Annotated in this window: 34 protein-coding genes; 2 read left to right on the plus strand and 32 right to left on the minus strand. The window is 63.7% G+C overall.

All coding sequences use genetic code 11. The annotated features are described in order from the left end of the window. Positions 1-39 precede the first annotated feature (39 nt). From DIR46_RS07095 to DIR46_RS07110, 4 genes are all read right to left on the minus strand, one after another. Complete coding sequence (locus DIR46_RS07095; RefSeq protein WP_205289087.1) at positions 40-327, minus strand: superinfection immunity protein; 288 nt, start codon at positions 325-327, stop codon at positions 40-42. A 35-nt stretch (positions 328-362) separates the two neighbouring features. Next, positions 363-875: an HNH endonuclease gene (locus DIR46_RS27910; protein WP_109344608.1), complete on the minus strand. Its 513-nt coding sequence runs from the start codon at positions 873-875 to the stop codon at positions 363-365. After that, positions 872-1,540 (minus strand): BRO-N domain-containing protein, encoded by a 669-nt coding sequence (locus DIR46_RS07105; RefSeq protein WP_109344609.1) that lies wholly within the window; start codon positions 1,538-1,540, stop codon positions 872-874. The genes DIR46_RS27910 and DIR46_RS07105 overlap by 4 nt, the downstream gene beginning before the upstream one ends. Before the next feature lie 64 nt (positions 1,541-1,604). Then, positions 1,605-1,769: an Arc family DNA-binding protein gene (locus DIR46_RS07110; RefSeq protein WP_109344610.1), complete on the minus strand. Its 165-nt coding sequence runs from the start codon at positions 1,767-1,769 to the stop codon at positions 1,605-1,607. 147 nt (positions 1,770-1,916) lie between these two features. Between DIR46_RS07110 and DIR46_RS07115 the strand changes: the two genes are divergently transcribed. Beyond that, complete coding sequence (locus tag DIR46_RS07115) at positions 1,917-2,093, plus strand: Arc family DNA-binding protein (RefSeq protein WP_370659959.1); 177 nt, start codon at positions 1,917-1,919, stop codon at positions 2,091-2,093. Between the two features lie 51 nt (positions 2,094-2,144). Here the strand turns inward: DIR46_RS07115 and DIR46_RS07120 are convergent, their stop codons facing one another. From DIR46_RS07120 to DIR46_RS26525, 26 genes are all read right to left on the minus strand, one after another. Next, positions 2,145-2,435 (minus strand): DUF1799 domain-containing protein, encoded by a 291-nt coding sequence (locus DIR46_RS07120; RefSeq protein WP_109344612.1) that lies wholly within the window; start codon positions 2,433-2,435, stop codon positions 2,145-2,147. Between the two features lie 14 nt (positions 2,436-2,449). Continuing rightward, positions 2,450-2,884: a phage tail assembly chaperone gene (locus tag DIR46_RS07125; RefSeq protein WP_109344613.1), complete on the minus strand. Its 435-nt coding sequence runs from the start codon at positions 2,882-2,884 to the stop codon at positions 2,450-2,452. Between the two features lie 88 nt (positions 2,885-2,972). Beyond that, positions 2,973-3,620: a phage tail protein gene (locus DIR46_RS07130; protein ID WP_162819450.1), complete on the minus strand. Its 648-nt coding sequence runs from the start codon at positions 3,618-3,620 to the stop codon at positions 2,973-2,975. Between the two features lie 87 nt (positions 3,621-3,707). Next, positions 3,708-4,061 (minus strand): tail completion protein gp17, encoded by a 354-nt coding sequence (gene gp17, locus DIR46_RS07135; protein WP_109344615.1) that lies wholly within the window; start codon positions 4,059-4,061, stop codon positions 3,708-3,710. Then, a complete protein-coding gene (locus DIR46_RS07140) occupies positions 4,058-4,570 on the minus strand; it encodes an HK97 gp10 family phage protein (protein ID WP_229446527.1) in 513 nt (170 codons plus the stop codon). The genes gp17 and DIR46_RS07140 overlap by 4 nt, the downstream gene beginning before the upstream one ends. After that, the gene (locus DIR46_RS07145; RefSeq protein WP_109344616.1) at positions 4,567-4,875 is read right to left on the minus strand and encodes a phage head closure protein; all 309 of its coding nucleotides are present in this window, start codon (positions 4,873-4,875) and stop codon (positions 4,567-4,569) included. Before DIR46_RS07145 ends, DIR46_RS07140 begins: the two co-directional genes overlap by 4 nt. Then, the gene (locus DIR46_RS07150) at positions 4,872-5,417 is read right to left on the minus strand and encodes a head-tail connector protein (protein WP_162819451.1); all 546 of its coding nucleotides are present in this window, start codon (positions 5,415-5,417) and stop codon (positions 4,872-4,874) included. Before DIR46_RS07150 ends, DIR46_RS07145 begins: the two co-directional genes overlap by 4 nt. Continuing rightward, the gene (locus tag DIR46_RS26510) at positions 5,414-5,563 is read right to left on the minus strand and encodes a hypothetical protein (protein ID WP_162819452.1); all 150 of its coding nucleotides are present in this window, start codon (positions 5,561-5,563) and stop codon (positions 5,414-5,416) included. Before DIR46_RS26510 ends, DIR46_RS07150 begins: the two co-directional genes overlap by 4 nt. Continuing rightward, the gene (locus DIR46_RS07155; RefSeq protein WP_109344618.1) at positions 5,563-8,847 is read right to left on the minus strand and encodes a sialate O-acetylesterase; all 3,285 of its coding nucleotides are present in this window, start codon (positions 8,845-8,847) and stop codon (positions 5,563-5,565) included. Before DIR46_RS07155 ends, DIR46_RS26510 begins: the two co-directional genes overlap by 1 nt. A gap of 18 nt (positions 8,848-8,865) precedes the next feature. Continuing rightward, entirely contained in the window at positions 8,866-9,141 is a 276-nt protein-coding gene (locus DIR46_RS07160; RefSeq protein ID WP_109344619.1) for a hypothetical protein, read from the minus strand. A 20-nt stretch (positions 9,142-9,161) separates the two neighbouring features. Further along, entirely contained in the window at positions 9,162-9,344 is a 183-nt protein-coding gene (locus DIR46_RS07165; RefSeq protein ID WP_109347939.1) for a hypothetical protein, read from the minus strand. Between the two features lie 58 nt (positions 9,345-9,402). Continuing rightward, positions 9,403-10,674 carry a phage major capsid protein gene (locus DIR46_RS07170; RefSeq protein ID WP_109344620.1) on the minus strand — a complete coding sequence of 424 codons (1,272 nt, stop codon included), beginning with the start codon at positions 10,672-10,674 and terminating at the stop codon, positions 9,403-9,405. 4 nt (positions 10,675-10,678) lie between these two features. Continuing rightward, positions 10,679-11,530, minus strand: coding sequence for a head maturation protease, ClpP-related (locus DIR46_RS07175; protein WP_109344621.1), 852 nt, complete (start codon positions 11,528-11,530; stop codon positions 10,679-10,681). Then, positions 11,508-12,791: a phage portal protein gene (locus DIR46_RS07180; protein WP_109344622.1), complete on the minus strand. Its 1,284-nt coding sequence runs from the start codon at positions 12,789-12,791 to the stop codon at positions 11,508-11,510. The genes DIR46_RS07175 and DIR46_RS07180 overlap by 23 nt, the downstream gene beginning before the upstream one ends. Positions 12,792-12,799: 8 nt before the next feature. Next, the gene (locus tag DIR46_RS07185) at positions 12,800-14,494 is read right to left on the minus strand and encodes a terminase large subunit (RefSeq protein WP_109344623.1); all 1,695 of its coding nucleotides are present in this window, start codon (positions 14,492-14,494) and stop codon (positions 12,800-12,802) included. Between the two features lies 1 nt (position 14,495). After that, positions 14,496-14,891 carry a phage terminase small subunit gene (locus DIR46_RS07190; protein ID WP_109344624.1) on the minus strand — a complete coding sequence of 132 codons (396 nt, stop codon included), beginning with the start codon at positions 14,889-14,891 and terminating at the stop codon, positions 14,496-14,498. Between the two features lie 63 nt (positions 14,892-14,954). Then, on the minus strand, positions 14,955-15,353 hold the full coding sequence (locus tag DIR46_RS07195) for an HNH endonuclease (protein ID WP_109344625.1): 399 nt from the start codon (positions 15,351-15,353) through the stop codon (positions 14,955-14,957). Between the two features lie 11 nt (positions 15,354-15,364). Further along, positions 15,365-16,093, minus strand: a complete 729-nt coding sequence (locus DIR46_RS26515; RefSeq protein ID WP_162819453.1) for a hypothetical protein — start codon at positions 16,091-16,093, stop codon at positions 15,365-15,367. 29 nt (positions 16,094-16,122) lie between these two features. Next, positions 16,123-16,368 (minus strand): hypothetical protein, encoded by a 246-nt coding sequence (locus tag DIR46_RS07205; RefSeq protein WP_109344627.1) that lies wholly within the window; start codon positions 16,366-16,368, stop codon positions 16,123-16,125. Between the two features lie 576 nt (positions 16,369-16,944). After that, the gene (locus DIR46_RS07210) at positions 16,945-17,610 is read right to left on the minus strand and encodes a DnaJ-like cysteine-rich domain-containing protein (RefSeq protein ID WP_109344628.1); all 666 of its coding nucleotides are present in this window, start codon (positions 17,608-17,610) and stop codon (positions 16,945-16,947) included. 111 nt (positions 17,611-17,721) lie between these two features. Next, complete coding sequence (locus DIR46_RS26520) at positions 17,722-17,889, minus strand: hypothetical protein (protein ID WP_162819454.1); 168 nt, start codon at positions 17,887-17,889, stop codon at positions 17,722-17,724. Further along, complete coding sequence (locus DIR46_RS07215) at positions 17,886-18,269, minus strand: helix-turn-helix domain-containing protein (RefSeq protein WP_162819455.1); 384 nt, start codon at positions 18,267-18,269, stop codon at positions 17,886-17,888. The genes DIR46_RS26520 and DIR46_RS07215 overlap by 4 nt, the downstream gene beginning before the upstream one ends. After that, complete coding sequence (locus DIR46_RS07220) at positions 18,266-18,706, minus strand: hypothetical protein (protein ID WP_109344630.1); 441 nt, start codon at positions 18,704-18,706, stop codon at positions 18,266-18,268. Before DIR46_RS07220 ends, DIR46_RS07215 begins: the two co-directional genes overlap by 4 nt. Next, positions 18,706-19,137 (minus strand): RusA family crossover junction endodeoxyribonuclease, encoded by a 432-nt coding sequence (locus DIR46_RS07225; protein ID WP_109344631.1) that lies wholly within the window; start codon positions 19,135-19,137, stop codon positions 18,706-18,708. The genes DIR46_RS07220 and DIR46_RS07225 overlap by 1 nt, the downstream gene beginning before the upstream one ends. Further along, positions 19,134-19,613, minus strand: coding sequence for a nuclease domain-containing protein (locus DIR46_RS07230; RefSeq protein ID WP_205289089.1), 480 nt, complete (start codon positions 19,611-19,613; stop codon positions 19,134-19,136). Before DIR46_RS07230 ends, DIR46_RS07225 begins: the two co-directional genes overlap by 4 nt. 10 nt (positions 19,614-19,623) lie before the next feature. After that, positions 19,624-20,112, minus strand: coding sequence for a hypothetical protein (locus DIR46_RS26525; protein WP_162819456.1), 489 nt, complete (start codon positions 20,110-20,112; stop codon positions 19,624-19,626). Here DIR46_RS26525 and DIR46_RS26530 point away from each other — a divergent pair. Further along, a complete protein-coding gene (locus tag DIR46_RS26530; protein WP_162819457.1) occupies positions 20,111-20,605 on the plus strand; it encodes a hypothetical protein in 495 nt (164 codons plus the stop codon). The two genes, DIR46_RS26525 and DIR46_RS26530, sit on opposite strands and share 2 nt — an antisense overlap. Positions 20,606-20,655: 50 nt before the next feature. On the opposite strand, the gene DIR46_RS07240 is transcribed toward DIR46_RS26530, so the two are convergent. Both DIR46_RS07240 and DIR46_RS07245 read right to left on the minus strand, forming a co-directional pair. Beyond that, positions 20,656-20,853 carry a hypothetical protein gene (locus tag DIR46_RS07240; RefSeq protein ID WP_109344632.1) on the minus strand — a complete coding sequence of 66 codons (198 nt, stop codon included), beginning with the start codon at positions 20,851-20,853 and terminating at the stop codon, positions 20,656-20,658. Then, complete coding sequence (locus DIR46_RS07245) at positions 20,850-21,638, minus strand: DNA adenine methylase (protein ID WP_229446621.1); 789 nt, start codon at positions 21,636-21,638, stop codon at positions 20,850-20,852. The genes DIR46_RS07240 and DIR46_RS07245 overlap by 4 nt, the downstream gene beginning before the upstream one ends. Between the last annotated feature and the right edge of the window lie 43 nt (positions 21,639-21,681).

A 21,681-nucleotide genomic window follows, 5' to 3' on the forward strand; every position in this document is an offset into this window, starting at 1 on the left:
GCTACCCCAATAAAAAAAGCCCGCTGAGCGGGCTTCGATTTAATTCATTACTGCTTGACAGTGCTTACATCGTGTCGCTTCAAGCAGCACGATTTCAGCGCATTCCGGGCATTTCTTCGTTGGCGGCTCGACCACCTTCTTGTGCCGGTACGCCCACGCAAGGACTAAAACCCATGGGATAAACAGCCAGCCCAGCAGTAAATTGATCAGAAAGATCGAAGTAAATGCCGGGTGCCGAACATCGCGCGCGCGCAGCGTCGGCCAGAAGTAGATAAACAGGGCGACCACGCCCATGAGCAGCACAAAGACTAGCGCACCGAAATCCATATTGCCTCCTATTATGAGGAGGCAATATTACATCATCAGATTGTGCACCCCCTGTGGAGCCTTCGCTTTGCGGAGACATACGCCTCATGCGCAGCTTCCGGAGTGTCGAACGAACCCAAGAAGTAGGATTTTTTTTCGGCTGTGATATTTGCATACCAACGCACCCCTCGCTTCCCCACATACCGCGAGACGCCGAGATAGCCACTGCAAGTTCCCGGCCTTGGCTTGCGCTGGTTCTGCTGATTTAGCAAGCTCGGAACATCACGCAAATTGCAGAAACGATTATCGGATGGGTCGCCGTTTATGTGATCAATATGATCCGAAGGCCAGCTACCCGTCATGTAAAGCCAAGCAATCCTATGGGCCAAATATCTGCCACAATCAACGCAAATCCTGGTGTACCCAGCCAACCGACCGTCACGCCTCATTACATCCGCGCGCGTACCGGCCTTCTTGCCGTTGAAGATGGTTATCTTGCGAATGAAGATCCCCGTATCAGGGTCGTAATCAAAAAGCTCTCGAACTCGCTCTGCAGTCGGCATCTTCATTGCATGCACTCCGTGTGACGGCCCGCCCACTTCGCTTCCTTGCGGCTCTCGCGCACCAAGTAATCCCACTGCTCTGTGCGAGCCGCTTCCCTGGAAGAACGCAGGTCAAATTCCTTAACCAAGTCATCGGCGCGGACAGGCGCAAACAAGAACCGCTCGTAGATAAGGTTGTAGGCATGCTGGTTGATCAGCTCAATTCCCGGGCCGAATTTTTTCCACCAGCTGGCCATGAAATAGACCTCAGTGCAGATTCCCTGAAGCGCTAAGCGCGTGTTGTAGCTAATCTCCCCGCTGGCGCGCGCGGCTTCCTTCAGCGCGACGAGCTCACGATCGAGGATATCGAGCACCCAGGCACGGAAGGATTTCGCCTTCGGAGTGCGAGCGAACATACCCAGAAGGTGGGCGCCGCGCAGGCTGAAGAACCGCACCGCTTGCTTGCCGCCAGCGGTCATCACTTTAATAATCTTGGTCATCGCCGATGTGAACTCGTCCGCGTGTGCTGCGTAGACCTTAGCGATTGCGGCATCCGGGCTTGCATACTCCAAGGCGCGACCGACTTCCGCCGCGCTCATCCAGAGCTGCCCCTCGCGGGAAATCGTCTTTACTTCATGCGCGCCGAAGGCCAGCGAATGTTGCGTCTTGGTAGTGAGTGCTGTAGCATTCATTTCGATTCCTTTCGTGTGGAATTAAAGCCCCGATCTGCCGCCAAGCTCTTTCGGGGCTTTTTCTTTAGTTCGATGGATTTTTTGCGAGATTTTCTGCCGCCCGACTTTCCTCTAGACGGTGAAGCAGCTCGCTGTTCATGCTTCGGCGATTAATCTGAGCCTTCTCGCTCAGCCATTGCTTCAGCTCAGGAGGCAACCGCAGTCCAAATGGTGCAATAACACCGCTCATCTCAACTCCTCTAATAGCTACATGGTGAAGTCATAGTGACATGGTGTAGCTATCTGGTCAAGCTCTTTTTCACTACACTGTGAAGTTATGACTAAGCCAGTAAAAACTCGCCCAGCTACGGGGCACATCACCCCATTCGGGCTACGCATGCAGCCTGAGTTGAAAGAAAGACTCGAGGAGGCGGCGCACAAGGCTGGCCGCTCGTTGAATGCAGAAGTGGTCGATCGCCTCGAGCGCAGCTTCGGCGCCGACGTGCAGCCCACAGATGACGAAGTAGAGGCCTTGCTGATAAAGGCGGTAAATCTTCTGCGCTCGAAAGGGTAAGCCAACTCGGCTTACCCCTTTGCCAAAGGGTCTTCCAAATCGGCATACCCTTTATGCCGGTCTCATCGTCTGCAGGGCAGCGGACTCCATTACTCGCAAGTCCTCGAACAGCTGTGTCCACTCGGCTCGCAGAACCCCCTTTAGCCTAAGCACCACCGGCACGGCCGCATAGTCCAACCCAGTCGCACCGCCCATCCCGACACGCCACTGGGTGCCCAGGGCGGCGAATACGTCGTAAGCCAGTAAATTTTCAGGCCATATTTCGACGACCTCGCCAGCGTAATCCTCTGCTGCTAATCCAGCGGCAGCCATTTCCTCGGCCGATGGGGCTGAGGTGTACATGGCCTCCGCAGCGATTACGAGTTTCCCAAGCGGCCTTCAGTGATGGCTTCGCGGTACGAGCTGATGATCGCGGCCACGGCGGCCGGCAGTTCGTCGACCAGCTGCTCGACTGCTTCGCGATCGAACGGGATATCGAGGTTCCACCCCTTGACCGACTTCATGATCGAGTCGACGTTCACGCTCACCTGGTGCGCAACCAGGTCGGCTTGGCGGAAGTCCGGCAATGGCTCGCCGGCGTCGGCAGCTGCCTTGTACCGTGCCGATTCCTTCTCCGCGCGTGCCGTGACAGCCGCCTGGAGGGCATCCGCGAATTCCGCGTACTCCTTGCGGGTGCGGTACAGGTATTCGACCTTCATACAGCCGGTCGAACCGTCGAGCATCTGGAAGGTGATCTCTTTTTCGAACGATTCCGGACGTTTGCCGAGAACGATCTTATGTGCTTTTGCCATGATTTTTGTCTTTCAGGGGAGAATAAAAAAACCGCGAGGGGCGACCCCGCGGCTGGGAAAAGCCTGCTGGAGCAGGCTGGCAAAACGATTACGATGCGTAGCGCACCGGGCGGCCCTGCATCGCGCAGCCGGCGCGCACGGCCATCACCTGGCCCTTGGTCATCGTCGGGGTCTCGTCGAAGCTGACATAGCCCGAGTACAAGATCTTGCTGCCGCTCGGCAGGTCGGCGCGGACGGCGGCGATCTTGCGCGAGTCGGCCGTCTTCTTCAGCGCCGAGTGGTGCGGCAGCGAAGGGTCGTCGGCGATCGTCATCGCCAGGCTCTGCGCGTTGTAGCCGTCGGGCAGGTTGATGTCGTTCTCGTTGTCGAGCAGGCTGACCGAGACGTACTTCGGATCGCCACCCGAGATTTCGGCCGTCAGCACCTGCTGGATCGGAACCCAGGTCGTGATCTTGCGCAGCGTGCCGGCGCCCAGGCCGGTCGGGAACAGGTTGACTTCGCTGGTGTCCATGCCTTCGAGCGTGACCGAAGTCGAGGTCACGGCCTTGGCGCGGAACACTCGGTTGGTCATGCGGCTCCAGCCGCCGGTGTATTCCAGGTAATCGCCGATGGCGAAGGTATTCGTCGCGGTGGTCAGAACGGTTTCGGTCGCGTTGGTGGCGGCCGAGACGGCGATTGCGGCGGCGTAGGCGGTGGCGATCGCGTAAGCGGTGCCGGTCGGAAGCGAGAGTGCCATTTATGGGCCTTTCAGTAAAAAGCCCGTTTCCGGGCATGAAAAAAGCCGCCTGGCTTGCGCGCGGCGGCTTGGATTGGGTTCGGGCGACTACCGGTCGGCCCAGATGCTGAAGTCTTGACGGCTGCCGTAGACGGCCATGTCGGCGTCGAAGTCCGACACACACGCGCTCTGTGGGCGTGCCTGGATCGACGTGGCCACGATCAGCACCTCCTCGATCAGCTTCATCAGGCCCTTGGCCTCAAGGCGCGAGTCGGCCCAGACGTTCACCTGAATCTCGGCGTTTTCTATGCTCGGCACCGTGTTGTCCACGAAGCTCAGGGCCTGGCCGCCGACCTGCTGGTAGGTCACGTACGGCCGTGCGGTGTTGGTGGGCGCGAAGTCGGGCGACACGCGCGGGCACACCATGCGGATCAGCGCGACCAGCTTTTGCTCAAGGATCATTCGAGGGCCCTCAGAATTTCAGCGACAGCCGCCTCAAGGGCCGCCTGCTCTTTCACCGCGACGCGGCGCATGAAAGGATTGGCCGGCACCTGGCGCGGCTCATCCAGCAGCACGTAATAAGCATCCTTCTCCGCCTGTGGCGCCCGGCGCTTCGGCCGCGGCTTGTCGCGCATGCTCGGGCGAATTGCCGTGTACCAGTTGCCGTCGCTGCCGACGTAGGAAACGTAGCGCTGCATGTGGCCAAACTCGATGAGGTAGCCGTGCGGCGCCTTCCTCCAGTTCCAGCTGACGTGGTACACCGCCTTGCCGGGGCTGCTATTCTCTTCCGAAAAGGCTTGATAGATGCTATTGGCCAGGTTGCCTGACTTGCGGATCGCCATCGCGTTGCGGCGCGCCTCGAGGTACAGCACCTCGGCGGCGGCCTGGGCGGCGGGGCGCGCCGCTCGCTCGATCGCCTCGGCATCCTGCTCGTTCCGCTGGATGAGCGAATCCAGGTCGACCCGGATCACTTGACCGCCTCGCACACGAGGAACATGAACCGCGGGTCGCGATCGTCTGGCAGCGGCGGCGCCTTGATCTCGAAGAGCCAGGTCTTGAACTTGGCGCGCATGCCGGCGTCGACGTCCTGGCGCGCCCGGATCCGGATGGAAGCCTTTACGACCGAGGTCTCGGCGTTGGCCCGAATCGCCTCGGCGCCGGTCTGGAACTTCACGTGGGCCCAGACCGCTGCCAGATCGACCCAGGTCTGTGTCGGCTGGCCGATCCTGTCCTCGCCGGCCTCGCGCCGCTGCAGGGTGATGCGGTCGTTCATCATGCGAACACCCGCAGCTCATCGAGCAGCTTGCCCAGGAATTCGTTCTTGGGCGTGCCGGCCGGCGCGAAGTGCTCGGAAACCTTACCCAAGATGTAGCGCTTGGCATTCGCCGGCACCAGCGTGTCGTCGGCGCCGTAGCCGCAGGTGTAGACCACCTCGACCGCGTTTACGCGCGTCTGGGTTGCCGGCCAGCCGCGGCCCGGCGCCGGCACGATATAGCCCGGCTCGCTTTCGGCGTCGACCAGGTAGTCCTGCGGGTCGAGCGTGAGCTGGGCTCCGGCCTGATCGTAGAACTTGACGTGCACCACCGACAGGATCGGCGGCTTGTCCAGCCGGATCGCCGCCGGAAAGGCGTCGAGCGTCAGCCGGTAGGTCTGCTCAACGAACGCGCGGCCGGTTTCGTGCTCTGCCTCGCGGGTGTACGCCTCGACGACCTGGCGCAGCTCGGCGTCGTGCTCCTCTCCGTCCACCCGGGCCGACGTGCGCGCAGCATCGAGCGACACCGCCAGCGCCGCCGGCGGGGTGATCAGTTTCAGGCTCATCGGGTCGTTTCCTGTGTTGCTGGCGGCCGGCCGGACCCGGCTGGCGCGCCAGATGCTTGCGGCGCCCGCGCGTACTCGACGGCGTTCTGCTGTTGCTTCTGCAGGACCTCGTTCGGCACGCGCGGCAGTTTCGATGCGTCGATCATCAGTTATCCACCCTGTTGAAATGAATGGTCCGGAAAAACTTCTCGCCGTTCGCACAGAGGAACGGCAACGTGCAGTGGTTGAGCGGGTCGGCCGAGACATCCATGCCGCCCAGCTTCACCATGATCAGCGCGCCCTGGGCGACCGGCTGCTCGAGAACCGTGACGCCGGCAGGAATTGCCGGCAGGGCCGAGGCGATCTGCGTGCCGCTGTCCGCCAGGATGTTCCCGACGTCGGCCACGAAGTAGCGTTTGTCGTCCGGATCCTTTGACACCGTCCAGACGCCCTGCAGCTTGGCGAACCAGATGGTCCTGTCGATCTGCTCGCCGTTCGCGAGCGTGACGCGCAAGGTGCAGAAGTTGGCCGCGTCCGACAGCTCGTCCAGGCCGCCCACCTTCACCGCGATGAGTGCGCCCTGCAAGACAGGCTGCTCGAGCACCTGCACGCCGCCGGCGACCGCGACAACCGACGCCGCAGTCGTCTGGCTCTCGGCGAGGTCGAACGAGATGTCGGCTACGCAGTAGAACTCGTCCAGAGGATGCTTGTCGATCGTCCAGCGCCCATCCTGCTGATACGGCCCACTCGGGTAGGCCACCACGGGACCGCCGAAGACAACCACCCGCGTGCCGCCAGGGAAGACAACCTTGCGCGCCGGCGCCACCTTCGCGGCGTCGAAGTCGGCCTGGCCAGGCGGCGCCTCCGCTTCGGTAGTGAAACTGCGCGCTAGCGGTGCCGACCGGTTGCCTGCTGCGTCGTAAGCGCGCACGCGCACAGAGTAGCTGGTGCTCGCCACCAGCCCTGACAGAGTGACGGTGCGCGCGACGCCGACATTCGTATAGCTGGCGCCGCCGTTGTTGCTGTACTCGTAGCCGGCCACACCAACATCATCGCTCGCCGCCGGCCAGGACAACGATGCCCCGGTGGTGGTGATCGCTGTGACGGCGACCGATCCTGCCAGGACCGGGGCTGTAGTGTCTTCGGCCGGAGCGCCGACGGCTACAGCGCGGCCAATGTCAACGTCCATCGGCAGCGCAACCACGCCGTTGTCGAACGTGAATGCGGAGACGTCGGGGTTGGCCCCGCTCATGTACGACAGCCGCGGATTGCTGCCAATGGCGCGCTCCACGGCCACGTCGAGTGCCGTGGCGTTCACCCGTGCGACGGACAGGATGGTCAGCGGTCCCGTGTCATCGACAGCCACGAAGCCGCTATTGCCGCTGGCCGGCAAAAAGTCAGTGCCGTTGCCGTGCCGCAGCGCGACGCGGAACTTGTCACCCGAGGCGGTGATCGACGTGATCGCCGGGCCGCGGCGGTACGCCGAATCTCCAGCCAGCACCGGATTGAAGATTGCGACCACCCGGTCGCCGCTCGCGTCGTAGCTAACCAGGTGGATGCCGTCCCCGCCCAGCGCCATGTCGACGGTCGGGAAGTGATAAACGTTCGCATCGTTTCCGACGTCCAGCTCGGCCAGGCGCACATAGTTCGCCTGCGTGTCGCTCGTGTCCAGGCGTCGATTGAACCCGCTGATCAGCACCTTGAGGTCAGGCTGGCCGGTCAGCGCGCGCACGTCCGCGATGAACTTTCGCAGCATGGCGGCGTGCGCTGCCCGGCTGACGACCACGTTGTTGGCGGCGTCGTTGGAGCCCATGGAAACCATGAGCGCACCGATCTTGCCGCCCTGCGCGTTGATGGCCGAGGTCAGTTTCGCGAAATACGCATTGCCTGCCTCGGTCCAGGTCTTGAGCATGGTCCCGGATTCGCCGGTGCCGATCATGCCGACCGGGACGCCAAGGCGCAGCGCCAGGTCGTTGGCGATCTTCTTCGCGATTCCGTTGGACGCCGATGGGAACGACTTCCAGGTGTAGCCGTCGGTCGTGCGGTAGGTGGCGATATATGCGGTCCCTGGATAGGTTCCGCTCGTCCACCAGCCGTGAATCGTCGACGATCCGGCGCCGACAATCAGTTCGCCCACGCCCCACGAGTTCGTGTCCAGCGCCGACGTGTAGATGACGGCGCCGGCGGAGTTCTTGAACCGCACTTGCGCGCGATAGCCGCCGCCCTGGTTCGCCACAAGGTTGCCCGACCAGGCGTTCGCGCCGATGGTGACGTCGACGAGCGGGGTCCAAGCCTGCAGCACGGTGGTGCCGTCGGCGGATGCGACGAGCTGCGCCTCGATCGTGGCCGGAGCGACGTTGTACTCACCGCTCATACGCACTTTGGCAGTGGTGCCGATGCGCTGGTAAATACGACGCGCTGTCATGGCCGCGAAACTGTCGCTGAACGCCGGCGGCGCGGTGACCGCCACACCGGCGCTCGTCGACGTCTCGGTGCCGCTCCCATTCGTCGCCGTCTCGCGCACTGCCAGGCTCTTACCGCTATCGCCAGTAACCGGCGTGTAGGTTGCGCCTGTCGCGCCAGAAATTGCGACGCCGTCGAGCAGCCATTGCCGGGTGATGGTTGGTGCCGGGGAACCGGACACGGTACCGGGCGTGTAGCTGGTGGCGACGCCTACCGACGGTGTGCCGATGACCGCCGGGGCCGAGCTGAATGTAGGAGCGGCAGCCTGCGCCGGCACATTGCCGAAGCCAGGATCGGTGCCGGTCGTGACCGAACCGTATGCGGTCAGGTGCGCGGCCTGCGGACCCAAGTCGTTCAAATCGCTGGCAGTCACCAGCGGGTAGTAGAAATCTGGCGTGCGGCCGAGGTCATAGACCGTTTCACCGTAGGCCAGGCGCGCGACCTCGTGCGTCGACAGAATGCTGCCCCGCACGCGGAAGATCCGGCCCAGCGCTTGGTCTGCGAACTTGGCATCGGCCAAGTCGCTCCGGCCGCCGATGACGGTCGCGCCTGGGCCGTCTTGGATGCTAGTCAGGTTCACGCCCGACAGCGTATAGGTGGGCACTCCGGTACCGTCGGCCGGCGCCGTGCTGCGGATCGGACTCGTACGGATGCTCATCCCACCAGTCGAACCGCGGCTGATCGAGATCAGCCACTTCGAGGCGCCGGACAGCGAATTGGCCGGCGCGCTGAACAGGCCGGATGCCGAGTTGACCTGGATGCCGATCGAATTCGGGGTCGAGTGACCGGGGCCCAAGTAGGAAACGCTGAACGCTCCCGCCTGCAGCCCGCCGGTCGAGAACAGCACCTCGTTCTCGGCGCCGGCATACGTGCCGCCCAGGCACAGGACAAAACATAGTGACCACGCCTCGGCCGGGAAGGTGTTATTCGGGCCATCCGGCGTGCTGAGATACTGCGGCGTAGCGCCGCGCTGAAATTTTACGGTCATCAGTCGCTCTGTGAGCGGCTATGCCGCTGGAAGGGTATCGCTCAGCTCAAGGTATTTCATTCGTCCGCGGCGCTCGTATTGCACCGTGGTCACTCCGCGCTCGCGGAGCATGGCCAGGGCCGCCCGGTGGGTGGCGCGGTCGATCTTGCCGACGGCGCCGTGTAGGTACACGACCGTGTCCGAGAGGTGGCTGACCGTCATAATTCCCACGTACGGGCGGCGCGCCTCGTAGCCGCCCGGCGCGTCGTACACGCGGATGGTCGAGACTTCAGGGGTCATATGCAGGTGGGTCATGACGGTCTGCCCTGGTGGGTTTACTTTGCGGCGCGGCCGCGCTTCGGCGCCCCTGCACCGGCGCCGCCTTCTTCGGGATCGTCGAAGGCGCCGAGCTCGGTGGCGGCCGACTCCAGCTCAGGCGGGCATTCGTCGCCCGGCTCGTACTGCACGGGGTATATCTCGCCGGCCGGCACGCCTTGGAATGGCTTGGTGAATTGCATGTCGCTCTCCAAATGAAAATGGCCCAGCATCAGCCGGGCCATTTCGGTCATGCCGCAGTTACGCGGCGGCGATGCGCATGAACTTCATGCACTCGGGATTGTCGAGGCCGCCGCCGACGCGCTTGGTCGTGTAGAACGACACGAACGGCTTGTTGGTGTACGGGTCGCGCAGCACGCGCACGCCGACGCGGTCCAGAATCTTGTAGGCACGCTTGAAGTCGCCGAAGGCCACCGCCAGCGAGTTCGCGGCCACGCCCGGCATGTCCGGAATGTCCGCGATCGCGTAACCGGCCAGGGTCGACGGCTGACCGGCCTGCAGCGATGGCTGCCACAGGTAGTTGCCGTCCGAGTCCTTCAGTTTGCGGATGCGCAGCATGGTGTTGCGGTTCATCGCGAACTTGGCGTTGCCGGTGAAGGTCTCGGGGAGCGCGTACACCAGGTCCAGGATCGCGTCTCCGGTGATCGCTCCGGCGGCGCCGGAAGCGATGATCTCGATACCGCCCAGGGGGTGCAGGGCGGTGCCGCCGGCGGCGTAGGTCAGCAGGCCGCGTGGCTTCTTGGAGCCGTCGCCGGAAACGAACGCCTTGCCTTCCTGGTAGGCGAATTCGACGTCGACTTCGCCGGCGAGCCAGGCTTCCAGGTTGATCTCGCCGTCGTCGAGCATTTGCTGGGTGGCCGATGGGTTGGCGTAAATCTCGCCCCAGCTGTAGCCTTGTTCGGCCAGCTTCGGGGTGTTGGTTTCCGGGCGAGCATCGGTCTCGCCGACCCAGCCCGAGGTGGTGCCGCGCAGATTGACCAGCTTCTTGTAGCCGCTGCCGCCGACCTTCTGGACGGTGCACAGCGCGCGCATTGGCGAGACGATCAGCAGCTTGTCGGTGATGGTACGGTCCCACTCGACAGGCGAGGTATAGCCGCCGTCTTCCGCCGCGCCCTTACTGAGGGCTGCCTGCACGTCGCCGCGGCGCATGTGCGCCTGGAACGATTCGCTGTATTCCTTGTCCTTGAGCGGCCGCGCGCCACCGGCACCGCTCATTTCCATGGCGGCCATCTTAGTGGTGTTGGCGTCGATCGCAGCCTGCAGGTTGGCGATCTCGTCGTTGATTTTCTCGACCTTGCTGGCCTGCAGCGGGTCGTTGATGTCGGCCTTCAGGTCGGTCAGCTGGCGGGTGTGCTCGTCCTTGAACGAGGCGAACGCCTGCTGAAGCTGTTGGACGACCTTGGTGATATCGCCGGCATCGGCGCGCACGCCACTGACGATGCCGCGAGGGGCTGGTTTTGCTGCGACTGCCAGCGCTGCGGCTTTCGCCAGCATGACACGATTGGTTTTCATAATTTCATCCTTGCATGGTATTCAGTAGGGATTGAAGCGAGGCTTCAACTTCGGTGTCGTTGCCAGCGCCCGGCGTGGCATCAGGTCCAGCGGCAGCGCCCGGCTTGCCGTTGAAAAGCGCGTTGAGCGTTTCGCGGCGCGCCGACCGGCTCAGGCCGGATTTCGCGAGCGAGGACTCGACGGTGGCCAGCACCTTCATCTGCTGGGCGGCCTTGGTGTCCTTGGTGACCGCGGCGCGATCGAGCTTGCCGGTGGCGAAGCCCTTGGCGATCGCATCGTCGGCGCCAATGAACGTTTCTTTGTCCATCATGGCCTCGATCTCGGCAGGCTTGATCCCGGTTCGAGCCGCGTACATGTCGCGCATGGCATTGTCGAACGGTTCGAGGTAGGCGGCGGCCTCGAGCATGTCGTGCCGGTTCCCCGCGGCGACGACCGATGCGTTGTGGATCATCAGATGCGAACCGTCACCCATCTTGACCTCGTCGCCGGCCATCGCGATGACCGACGCGGCCGACGCCGCGATGCCCATCACGTTGACCGTGACCTTGGCCGAGTGGCCGCGTAGCAGGTTGTAGATCGCGACGCCTTCGAAGAAGTCGCCGCCTGGCGAATTCAGGTTCACCTCCACGTCCTTGTTGCCAATGCTACGCAACGCGGCGCCGATCCGTCGGGAGGTGACGCCCTCGCCGTCCCAGGTCTGGCCGATTGGCCCGTACATGCTGATGGTTTCGGGCTGGTCGCCGGCCGCGGCGCGCACGCCAGGCTCCCAAGCCTCGAGCGCATCCTGGCGCAGGTCGAAATTCGCCGATGCCATGCGGGCGTCCGCCCAGATTTCAGGTAGTTGCAGGAGGGACATTCGCGTTCCTTGTGAGAGTGCTTTCGAGCGAGTCGGCCGCGGGATCGTCCGATTTCGGCAGGTCCAGCCTGTCGCGGACCTCGTTTTGCTTCATGAACGGCTTGCTACCGCCCGAGCCCAGGGCCTTGGCGAAGAAGTCAGCCTGGTCCTTGAGCGTGCCGCGCAGCAGCGCGTGCTCGTTGAACTTGGCGGCATAAAGATCACTCTCCTTCTCGGTCAACAACTTGAGCGCCACCTCGTCTTCCCAGATGTCGAACCAGTGCTGTAGCCCGTACTGCACGAAGAAGATGCCGAGCTGCTCGATGCCGCTACCCCAGGACGTGTCGTCCATCATCAGGAGCGGCCGGGGCACGCCGAACGCCCGGGCGATTTCCTCGATTTGGTGGTTGCGCCCTTCTTGCAGCTGCGAGTCGTTCGCCGTGTTCGCCCACTTCTCGGCCTTAATGCCGTCCTCGAGGATCATCCATTTATGAGCCTGGTCGGCGCCGGCGTAGCGGGCCTGAAGGCTGTTTTGAATGTTCTCGATCTGCTGCGTATTCAGCTTGTTCGGGTACGACAGCGCGCCCCCGGCCATGACGCCATTCTTGAAAATACGGGCGGCGGCCTTCTGTGCCTGCAGCGAAAGGCCGATCGACTCCCTGGCCTTGTCGACACGGGAAAGGCCGATTAGACCGTGTTCGTCCGGCGCCAAGTCAGCCAGGTGGAAGATGTCGCGGGCGGCAAGCGTCACCACGCTGCCGTCCGGCCGCTGCACCTCGTAACGAACGGTGAAGTCGTCGTTCATCTTCGGCGTGACCTTGCGCGAGTCCAGCGGTATAAGCCGCACCACGGTATTGCCTCGCCAGATCACCCTGGCGTAAGCATTTCCGTGGATGAGCGCGCGCAACTGCATCGTGCTCTTGAACTTGTACGGCCCCTGGAATTCGTTGGGCCGACGCTTGAGCACTCGATACAGCGGGTGGTCGACGGCATACGCCTTTTCCTCGCCGCGAATTGTCAGGTTCAGCGGCAGCATGCCGATCGATTCGGAGATCAGGCTCACGCACCGCAGCAGAGCCATGTTCTCCAGCGCTTTCGAGGTCGTGACATATTCGCCACTCGCCGTTTCGCCGCCGCGCATGAAGTCCATCAGGTCAGCGCTGGTCATTGCCGCGTGCGTCGGGGTCATCGACCATGGCGGCACCGCGGGCTCCTCGCTCGCCTGGGCGGAATTGTCGCCAGCCTCTGCTGGCTGGCGAGAAAACCAATCGAAAAATCCCATAGGGCTCCTTAGAACATCAGAATTCCGCGCTCTTCGTATGCGGATTCGGCAGCGAACTCGCCGCTGATCGCCCGGTTCATGCCCATGATTGTTGCGACGATGCCGTCGATTTTCTGCTCCGGCTTTTCCTTGCGCGGGTAGATGTTGTCCTTCGCGTCGAGCTTGGCCACGACGTTTGATGCCATCCAGGTCAAAACCGGATTGCCATCGTGGTGCACCCGGCCGGCCTTCACAGCGCTCTCGAATTCCTTCATCGGCAGCGACAGGTTCTTGACCGTTTGCCCGACCTCAACCGCGGTGATGCCGCGCTTCGTCAGGCGCTGCTCGAGCTGGGCGGCGCGGAATGGATCGAACACCACCTCTTCAGGCCCGTACTCGCCGATCAGCGCCAAGGTGTCTTCCTCGATCAGGTCGAAGTCGATCTCGGCGCCCTCATGCTGCTGAAGCGATCCCTCGATGACCCACTTGCGATAAGCGCCAGAGTTTTTCGGGTCGTTCTCGATCGCGTGCTCGGGCAGGTAGTAGTGGCCGAACAGGAAAAAGTGCTGCTTGCCGTCGATCTCCTTGACGAACATCAGCATAATCACGCAGACGTCTGACCGGCTGGCCAAGTCCAGGATCACGTAGCACCGCTCGCCCTTGAATTGCTCGGGCCGCAGCTTGTAGTCCGCGCACTTGTTCCAGTCGAGGATGTTCAGCCAGGCCGACTTGGCCGAGCACCACACGTTCAGATGCTTCGTTTTGAATCGAGTCTGTTTCGAAGCACTCTGCACCGCCTGCCGCTGCTGGCTCAGGAGGAAGTCCTCGTCGACCGAGATCCCCATGTTGGGGTTCGCCTTGTACAGCGCCTTCGGATCGTCCCAGCGGTCCTTGTCGTCGATTGTGTAGATCAGCGCGAACAGCTCCTCGTTGTCGAGGACGCCCTCCAGCACCTTCTTTGCCTCCGATTCCTGATCGAAGCATGGGCCGGCGATGTTGAACCCGGCCGTCGTGATCATCAGCATGAGGGGCTGCTCGCGCGAGCCCATGCCGGTTTCCATGGTGTCGACCAGGTCGCTGGTGTCGTGTTCGTGGTATTCGTCCACGATCGCGCATGACGGGCTTGAGCCGTCACCAGGCTTGCCGATCACTGGTTCGAAGCGCGAGCCGTCACCAGGGTTGACCAGCGCCTTGGCCCAGACCTCGGCCCCCAGGGCGTCGCGCAGCTCGGGCGTGCGCTCGAGCATCTGCTTCGCCGGCCGGAATACTTCCCATGCCTGCTTCTCGGTGCCAGCGCCGGCGTACACCTCGGCGCCGAACTCACCGTCGGCCGAGAACATATACAAGCCGATGCCCGAGCCGATGATGGACTTGCCGTTCTTCCGGGGGACGGCGAAGTACGCTTTGCGGAAGCGGCGGCGGCCGTCCTTCTTGCGTTTCCATCCGAACAACGCGCAGAACGCAAAGCACTGCCACGGCTGGAGGACGATCAGCTCCCGCTTCTGCGCCCACTTCCCCTTCGTGTGAGGCATGAGCGACAAGAACTGGCACACCCGATTCGCCGCGTCGTCGTCAAAGTAATACTTGGCACCGCGCTTTTTGGCTGCCTTGAGGTCGTCGAGGTGACGCTTGCACGCCAGGCGGACCCATTTGCAAGCCACGATCTTTTTCTTTACGACCCCCTGCGCGTATTCCAGAGCGATGCCGACATGGTCGGCGGACATATCAGGCCTTCTTCTGCACCAGCGCCAAGAATGGATTGACTGCTGGAGCCTTGACTGCTGCGACGCGCGAACGATCCGCCGGCGTCATGCCGAGTGATGCGAGAGCCGTGCGGATCTGCGCTACTTGGGCCATCGAGACGTCGGCGTCATCCTGCGACCGGAACCGGGCGATGAGGCGCGCGGTCAACTCGACGGCCATCCGGTCCGTCGCCTGCAGCACGCTCGGCGGCAGCAGCGCAACGATCTCGTCCCACACCGCCTTCTGGCCAGGGGAAAAGTACTCGGGCGCCGACTTGTCGAACTCGCCTGACTGGAAGTCCTCGCGCTTGCGGTCCGGGTTGTGGGCGAACGCGCCCCGGGCCTCGAGCACCGCCGATGGGGTTCGAGGCTTCGGCATGGCGTCTCCGGTCAAAAGTCTGAATTGGGGATACAAAAATAAGACGAACAGGTCGGTCTAGAGTCAAAGGGCCCCAGACTTTAGGGCGGGGGTACCCCCTTCGGCCCTCGTCTTGGCCGCGTGGCAGCAGGGGCAGACCGCCTGCAGGTTCTCGTCGGCCTCAATCTGCTCGTCAGACCACCCCCGCGCGCGGGCAGCCGCCTTGTTCACGATGTGATCGACCTCACGCGCAACGAAGGTGCATTTCGGCCCCTTGATCTGGCACAGGCCCGCATCGCGGCTCAGGATTCGCTTGCGCCGCTGCTGCCACGCATAGTCGTATCCGCGCTCGGTGCTTGTCTTGCCCTGGTTCGAGCGGTTCCAACCCGTCGCCTGCTTGGCGTGTCGGGCGCAGTAGCCTGGCGCATCAATCAGCGCCCCGCACCCGACTTTCCTACATATTGTCTTAGGGCGTGGCGGCATCGCATCCTTCTTTACAGCAGCGTCAACACCTTGTCCTTCTTGGTGATGTTGTCTTTAGCCCAAGCAGGGCGGAGGTTCGATAGCGCCCAGCATTGCCGAAACGCGTCAGAATCAATCTCGATGGCGCCGAATGATGCAACCGGGATGATGTGGTCTATGTGAATCTCACCAGTCATGAAGCGCTTCCAGCACATCCCCTTGGTGAACTGCCGCTCCAGGTGCGAGCGTAGATCATCGGCCGTGTACCCGAGCAACTCAGCCATTCGGCGACCGCTACGCCCCTTCTGCAGGGTCACTCGAAGCAAGGCGCGAACGCGATGCTTAAGGGTGAACTCCAGGTCAGTGCCGTAACGTGCGTGGAACGCCGCCCTGGCTTTGGGCCTCCTGCGTTCGTTCAGCGCCGGTGCATTGGCAGCCTGGTACTCGCGCATCTTCTGAAGCCGGACTTCATGATTCTTGTGATGGCGCTCTCGCGCGAGCTTCCGTTGAACGTCCGCATTCTGCGCGTAGTAGGCGCGAACATCTGCGCACAGCCGCTCTTTGTTTGCTTGGTAATGTGCTCGCCGCTTGGGCAGGCGTTCGTCGCGATGATCAGCATGATCTTTCGCCCGGCAAACTCGGCAGACCTCGCGTCGACCATCAGAATTCTTCTTCTTCGCGTGGAAGAACTCAGCTGTTGCTGGCTTCTCTATCTTGCACTTTGTGCATACTCGAACTGCTGTTGTAGGCGTGTCGATCATTCCACATATATATAGAGCTGACGATGCCTCTATTCTAGGTCCGCCAGAGCCGCAATTCCCGGACTGAATTGCGGCACCAGGGCCGCGACCTCGTGCAGCAGCAGGCCCGGCTTGCCGTAGCCCTTCGCCTGCAGGATCTCGGCGGCGCGCTCGGCCTCGACCAGGCGCTCGCAGATGCGATCCAAGGCAGTGCCGTCGATCACGCGCCAGACCATCGCCGGGCGGTTGCCGGTGACGGCGCGCACGATCAGGTGGCGGTAGTGGGTCTTGGCCATGCTCATGCGCCACCAATCCCTTCTGGGACCTGGTCGCGGTGGCGCTGCACCGTGTAGCGCAGCCAGGCCAGTTCGTCTTCAACGCTGATGCGCATGGCTGACCTCAGAAAAAGAAAAGCCGCCCGGCGCATTGCTGCGAGGGGCGGCGAAAGACCAGCGTTGGAGCTGATCGAGGAGACAGGTTGTGGTGGCCGGTGCTGCACCCGGCGACGCCTAAGGAGGATTCAACGGGATTCGCCCGCGTTCTCATTTCACCACACCATGGCAGCCATCCTCTGGCCGGTATGCTGGCATTTAGGCCCAGCCCAGGGCGCTGCCGCACGTTCGGCTGCCATGGCGTGGTGACTCGTTGTCGGGAGTCAGGCGACCAGCCCCAAGGCTATCTGCCAGGTAGGCGGTAAACGTAAAAACCCGCTGGTGAGCGGGCCGGTACAGGCGAGCGAAAGCACTCAATGGATGGGTGCTGTCGCAAGTCCCGGTTATCGGTGGCGCCATGCGCACATTACGAGGCCGGGAGAGTGTAGGCCTGCAGTTTACCTCAAATTGCTGTGCGTATACACAGTGCTCAGCAATAAATCAAGCGGGCTGTGGCGTTCGCATCTTCACCGCCGCGCGCGCGGCGTGGCTGTCGGCGATGCTGTGCAGCTCGCTCACCATGTTGAGCACGTGCTCGCGCACGAACCCGGCCGCCATGGCCAGCTCGGCCTTGCCGCTTCCCTTGCAGCACTTGCATGCACGCGACTCCAGCACACCCGAGCCGCCGCACGTCTCGCACAGGCCATTGAGCCAGTGCGCCAGCGAATGCTCGGCCACGGTGCGGTACAGCTTGATAGCCGCCGCCGCATCCCAGGCGGTATTCTCCGGAACCCACCGGCGCGCGCGGCCGCGCTTCGTGACCTCGGCCGTCCAGACGCGGAGCAGCTGCGCCACGTGGGCCACGCCGCTTTCGAGCGCGGTCGCATCGCCCTGCAGCGCCTGGCGGCATTCGGCCTCGCGGCTCGTGTCCTTCTTGCGGATCGCCTCGGTCAGTTCCTTCTCGACGCGTGTGCGCATCGCGAGGGCCTTGGCCATGTCCTGGGTTGCGGTGCCGGCGTACTTCGCCCGGTGCAGCAGCGCGCCCAGGTCGCCCGGCGTGACGGAGGCCAGTGCCGCCGCGAGCAGCGGTTCGGCCTGGCTGTGACGGGCATCGTCCTGGAGGCTCGATGCGCTCAATGCGTGGATGTAGCGGTCAACGAAACCCATGATTTAACTTTCTGTGGAGGACGACCGAGCCAGCGTACCATATGCCACCAAGAAATTTCCGGGCTGAATTTAATGATTTTCGGAATTGTCGACCGAGCTGCTGTGCTGTTGCTAGCGCGCGTCACGCCAGCCTTCGTCGTACCCAATCATGCCCGCTACGATCATGCCCAGCGTCGCAATCCAGAACACCGGATGATCAGGCCAGATGCCGTGCACGGCCAGCAGGATGCCCAGCGCAGCACCGAGTAGGAGCTTCATCAGCAGGTGCCAAGTCATCATGGCCGCCCTCCGAACATCGCCCACAGCAGCGGGTCGCGCGGCGGCACGGTGAAGGGCTTCGGCGGCGCCGGCGGCTTGGCGCGCGACTTGCGCCTCTTGTCTGAGCGCGGCGGCAGCGGCTGGCCTGTCAGCACCCAGGTAGCGCCGATGATCTGGCCGTCCTCGCCCGTACGGCGGTCGGTTCGGTTCTGGACGGCGCCGGCTTCCTGCATCTGCTTGAGCATGCGATAGACCTCGGCGCGCGGCAGGTCGAGCGCCGTGTACAGCGCGCGCGTCGTCCGAGAGGAGACTGCAAGCGCAGCCAGGATCGCGGCTTGCAGCTTCGCCCCGCGCCTTTCAGCGGCAGTCGGGGGCAATTGAGGAGGCGAGGTATGGATCATGGCGAGGTTCTCCGTTCATCATGGCGGATGTTGAGCAGCGCGGCGAACCAGGGCTGCGGGCGGCCGCGCAGGCGGTGGATGCGGTAGTGCACGCGCGCGGCGGCGCGCACCCTGTCGTATCGATCCGGGTCGGCCTTGATGCGCAGCCAGTCCTGTCTGTTGCGCTCCTGCCGGGTCTTCGTGACTGGCTTCGGCGCGTCCCGCCGGCTGCCGGCAGCGAAGACCGGCGCGGGCAGCCCGCCGGTGGGCTGCCACTGCTTGATGAACACCCGGCGCGGCGCGGTCCGCAAATGCGCCAGGTAGCGCCGCACCGCCGGCGCGGTAACGCCGAGCAGGCGCTTCAAGTCGGCGATCGCCATCGGGCGCGCAGCCAGCTCGCCAACAATCCGCGCCAGCCGGGCCTGAGCCTTGGGCGTCTCGAAGGTGAAATTGCCCATCAAGCCGCCTCCCCGCTCATCGCCATCACCTCGATCAGGGCGCCGGGCGTCTCCGAGTAGCGCTTCTCGATCATGATGCGCACCACCTGGGCGTCGTCGCGCCAGATGATGCCGTTGCAGCCGTCCTTGATCCCCTTCAGCACGTTGTCGGCATCGGGCTTCTTCGTGGCCGCGATCCCGCCGGCGACGGCCAGCGCACGGCGCTTCTTCGACCAGCTGGCGGGAATCTGCAGGTCCAGCGTCAGGGACAGCGCCACCGGGCCCGCGGTCGGCTCAATGCCGGCCATGGCCTGGGTGGCAGCCATCTTGACCAGGTTCTCGTAGCTGGCGGTCTTCTGCGGCGTGTACGCGACCACGTGCGCGCCACGGCGGGCGAACTTCGGGCGGCCCTTGGCGACCGGCTGGCCGGGAATGTTGAACGCGACGATCATGCGGTGATTCCTTCCTGCTTCAGTTGTTCCTGGGTGATGGCGCGGGCGCGGTCGAACGCGGCGTCGAGCTGCTGGCGCGAGATCCAGCCCGGCAGCGGCCGGCGGCCGTCCAGAACGTCGTGGCAGTCGCTGCAGCCGAAGCACGCGGCGCTATCGGGTGCCTTCAGGGCCATGCCCTTGCCGTCGGCCAGGCGGTTCGAGTGGCACAGCACCGTGGTGGCCGGGTCGCGGTTGCAGACGCCCGGGAGCATCAGCGTGCAGTCGCGGCCGCGCGCGGCGCGCCGGGCCGGCGTCGACTTGGCGCGGGACTTCTTCATCGGCTTGCGGGTCTTGAGCTGCACCGCGGCGACGCGAAGCAGGCCGGCGCCGTCGGCCGGCGTCTTGAAGCCGGTGCCGCGCGCCATCGGCGTCTTGCGCGAAAGCGGCTTGCCCTGCTTGAGGGTGCCAGTGCGGGCGATGGGAGAGGTGCGGATCATGCGGCCTCCATCACGGCTTCGATGAAGACGCGCGCCGCTTCGGCGTTGATCGCGTTGCCGTAGGCGCGCAGGCGTCCCACTCGGGCGGCAGCCCCATGAGCCAGCGGGAATGTGCCGGGTTCAACTGGCCGCCACTTTCCATCCCGGCATCCGAGCCAGTCAGCATCGCGCCAGAAGCCGTTAGTCGGGCCGGAGTCGCATGTGGCAGCGGTATGTACCGCCCCGTCGCCTGGTTGGTCAGCGACGTCTGCTGCTTGCCGCCCGCCGATTCGCAGTCCGTCGCGTTCGGCGTCGCCCACCCGCAGAAGGCCTGAGCCTGCATGTTCAAATCGGACATCGACACACCCATCTGCGCGCCACTGGCGATGGACTTTCGCTTGCGCTCCAGGAATGCTTCGGGCGTTCCGTTCGCCTGCTGCGCCAGCGGCGTTCCCCAGCCCGCCAACATCGCGAAGTCCTGCAGGCGCTGCTGTACCTTGCTGCCGTCCGCACGTGTCATGCTCAGCGCCGACTGCTCGTTGCCGGCGCGGTCGTTGCTGCAGCTGGGCGTTGGCCACCCAATAGTTCCTGTCGCGGATGTGCGGCGCACCGATGCCCGCAGACGGGAACGGGACACTCCCGAAGGCGTAACCCATGGCTTCCAGGTCAGCGTGTACAAGGTCGATCCATACATCGACGTCTTTGCTCGCAACCTGCTCTCCAAGGACGACTGGAGGCTTGCACTGCGCGATGAGGTGCCCAAAAGCTGGTCAGAGGTGCCGCTCGTCAGCAAACCCAGCTCCTTGGCCTGCCGCGCTGAAAGGTTGGCAGGGACAGGAACCAGTCCAAACAGGTCGGTCGTCTGGCCAGCCGGCGCGGCGAAGTGCCAGGGACCACACGCCGATGCCGGCGAAGAAGTGGCACTGGGTGAAATCCTTGAGGTCGGCGGGGTGTACATCCTCTATGCTCCTGGTGTCGACCACGCCGGGAGCGATGTGGCCAGCCCACATTAAGTTCTCCAGCCACTGTGCGGCGTAGGGGTCGATTTCGTTGTAGTAGATAGTCATGCTTGTGCTTTCTCCTGCTGCATCGCCACATACCGCGCCCTCGGCGCCCGGTCCTTCGCTTCCTTGAACAGGACGCCGATCTGGCCGTTCCAGGGCTTCGGCTCGCCCCAGGCGGTGCATTGGCCGACCGGCGCGCCGTCGGTGGGTACGGTGAAGCGCTCGCACATGGCGCAGGGGTCGTGTTCGCGCGTCATGCGAACATCCTCAGCTGCGAAGCTTCTAGCTCGAGCGCAGCGGCGCACGCCGGGTTGATCCAAATGACCTCCTCGCGCAGTGCGGTGCCGCGGCCTGCGCTGATGCGCGCGCTGGTCGAGTGCACGGTCCAGCCGGCCAACCTCGAGGCGTACAAGTCCGATCTGTAGCCGGACAGGACAACGAAGCCGTCTAGCTCGAGCAGCGTGTCGAGCAGCTCGCAGTGGTCGAAGTCCGAAAGCTCGTGCTTGTAGGTGCGGCGGCTGCCCGTCATCACGCGGGTGCCGTGCATGTACGGCGGATCCACAAAGTGCAACGTCGACGGTGCGTCGTGGGCCTTCATGACCTCGATCGCCGGACGGTTCTCGACCAGGACGCCGGTCATGCGCTGTCCAGCTGCTGCGACGGCGTGCGGGTACGTGGCCCACAGGTGCTGCGCCGTGCCGTACTCGCGCTTCGTGTCGATGCGGAACCCGGTGTGACCCTTCGTCGCGCCAGCGGATCCGAAGCCCATCTGCGCACGGATGCACAGGCGGCGCGCCATTTCGAGCGGCTCATCGGTCGGCTCCCATGCCTCCTCGAAGTCGGCCCGGCTGTACGGGGTCAGCACCAGTAGCTCGAGCAGCTGGATCCGCAGCGCTGGGTCGCGCAGCACGCGGAAGAAGTTGACGACGGCGCCGTCGAGGTCGTTGTAGACCTCGGCATAGACGCGGCCCTTCTGGAGCAGCACGCCGGCCGCGCCGCCGAACGGTTCGACATAGCAGGTATGTTCCGGGAAGAACTGCATCACCCACTGGCCAGACGGAACTTGGCGCCGTGGTAGCGCAGCG

It is taken from the genome of Massilia oculi (genome assembly GCF_003143515.1).
GTDB lineage: Bacteria > Pseudomonadota > Gammaproteobacteria > Burkholderiales > Burkholderiaceae_D > Telluria > Telluria oculi.

Coding starts and splice junctions, on each gene's coding strand:
- DIR46_RS07145 (WP_109344616.1), bottom strand. CDS start 4,875: ATGATGAACGACCGCATCACCCTGCAGCGGCGCGAGGCCGGCGAGGAC.
- DIR46_RS07170 (WP_109344620.1), bottom strand. CDS start 10,674: ATGAAAACCAATCGTGTCATGCTGGCGAAAGCCGCAGCGCTGGCAGTC.
- DIR46_RS27910 (WP_109344608.1), bottom strand. CDS start 875: ATGAAGATGCCGACTGCAGAGCGAGTTCGAGAGCTTTTTGATTACGAC.
- DIR46_RS07240 (WP_109344632.1), bottom strand. CDS start 20,853: ATGACGCGCGAACACGACCCCTGCGCCATGTGCGAGCGCTTCACCGTA.
- DIR46_RS26510 (WP_162819452.1), bottom strand. CDS start 5,563: ATGATCGACGCATCGAAACTGCCGCGCGTGCCGAACGAGGTCCTGCAG.
- DIR46_RS26525 (WP_162819456.1), bottom strand. CDS start 20,112: ATGACACGTGCGGACGGCAGCAAGGTACAGCAGCGCCTGCAGGACTTC.
- DIR46_RS07130 (WP_162819450.1), bottom strand. CDS start 3,620: ATGGCACTCTCGCTTCCGACCGGCACCGCTTACGCGATCGCCACCGCC.
- DIR46_RS07095 (WP_205289087.1), bottom strand. CDS start 327: ATGGATTTCGGTGCGCTAGTCTTTGTGCTGCTCATGGGCGTGGTCGCC.
- gp17 (WP_109344615.1), bottom strand. CDS start 4,061: ATGATCCTTGAGCAAAAGCTGGTCGCGCTGATCCGCATGGTGTGCCCG.
- DIR46_RS07165 (WP_109347939.1), bottom strand. CDS start 9,344: ATGCAATTCACCAAGCCATTCCAAGGCGTGCCGGCCGGCGAGATATAC.
- DIR46_RS07205 (WP_109344627.1), bottom strand. CDS start 16,368: ATGGCCAAGACCCACTACCGCCACCTGATCGTGCGCGCCGTCACCGGC.
- DIR46_RS07175 (WP_109344621.1), bottom strand. CDS start 11,530: ATGTCCCTCCTGCAACTACCTGAAATCTGGGCGGACGCCCGCATGGCA.
- DIR46_RS07190 (WP_109344624.1), bottom strand. CDS start 14,891: ATGCCGAAGCCTCGAACCCCATCGGCGGTGCTCGAGGCCCGGGGCGCG.
- DIR46_RS07215 (WP_162819455.1), bottom strand. CDS start 18,269: ATGATCCATACCTCGCCTCCTCAATTGCCCCCGACTGCCGCTGAAAGG.
- DIR46_RS07105 (WP_109344609.1), bottom strand. CDS start 1,540: ATGAATGCTACAGCACTCACTACCAAGACGCAACATTCGCTGGCCTTC.
- DIR46_RS26515 (WP_162819453.1), bottom strand. CDS start 16,093: ATGATCGACACGCCTACAACAGCAGTTCGAGTATGCACAAAGTGCAAG.
- DIR46_RS07160 (WP_109344619.1), bottom strand. CDS start 9,141: ATGACCCACCTGCATATGACCCCTGAAGTCTCGACCATCCGCGTGTAC.
- DIR46_RS07220 (WP_109344630.1), bottom strand. CDS start 18,706: ATGGGCAATTTCACCTTCGAGACGCCCAAGGCTCAGGCCCGGCTGGCG.
- DIR46_RS07185 (WP_109344623.1), bottom strand. CDS start 14,494: ATGTCCGCCGACCATGTCGGCATCGCTCTGGAATACGCGCAGGGGGTC.
- DIR46_RS07225 (WP_109344631.1), bottom strand. CDS start 19,137: ATGATCGTCGCGTTCAACATTCCCGGCCAGCCGGTCGCCAAGGGCCGC.
- DIR46_RS07110 (WP_109344610.1), bottom strand. CDS start 1,769: ATGAGCGGTGTTATTGCACCATTTGGACTGCGGTTGCCTCCTGAGCTG.
- DIR46_RS07150 (WP_162819451.1), bottom strand. CDS start 5,417: ATGAGCCTGAAACTGATCACCCCGCCGGCGGCGCTGGCGGTGTCGCTC.
- DIR46_RS07125 (WP_109344613.1), bottom strand. CDS start 2,884: ATGGCAAAAGCACATAAGATCGTTCTCGGCAAACGTCCGGAATCGTTC.
- DIR46_RS07180 (WP_109344622.1), bottom strand. CDS start 12,791: ATGGGATTTTTCGATTGGTTTTCTCGCCAGCCAGCAGAGGCTGGCGAC.
- DIR46_RS26520 (WP_162819454.1), bottom strand. CDS start 17,889: ATGATGACTTGGCACCTGCTGATGAAGCTCCTACTCGGTGCTGCGCTG.
- DIR46_RS07245 (WP_229446621.1), bottom strand. CDS start 21,638: ATGCAGTTCTTCCCGGAACATACCTGCTATGTCGAACCGTTCGGCGGC.
- DIR46_RS07155 (WP_109344618.1), bottom strand. CDS start 8,847: ATGACCGTAAAATTTCAGCGCGGCGCTACGCCGCAGTATCTCAGCACG.
- DIR46_RS07210 (WP_109344628.1), bottom strand. CDS start 17,610: ATGGGTTTCGTTGACCGCTACATCCACGCATTGAGCGCATCGAGCCTC.
- DIR46_RS26530 (WP_162819457.1), top strand. CDS start 20,111: ATGCTCAGCGCCGACTGCTCGTTGCCGGCGCGGTCGTTGCTGCAGCTG.
- DIR46_RS07120 (WP_109344612.1), bottom strand. CDS start 2,435: ATGTACACCTCAGCCCCATCGGCCGAGGAAATGGCTGCCGCTGGATTA.
- DIR46_RS07115 (WP_370659959.1), top strand. CDS start 1,917: ATGCAGCCTGAGTTGAAAGAAAGACTCGAGGAGGCGGCGCACAAGGCT.
- DIR46_RS07195 (WP_109344625.1), bottom strand. CDS start 15,353: ATGCCGCCACGCCCTAAGACAATATGTAGGAAAGTCGGGTGCGGGGCG.
- DIR46_RS07230 (WP_205289089.1), bottom strand. CDS start 19,613: ATGATCCGCACCTCTCCCATCGCCCGCACTGGCACCCTCAAGCAGGGC.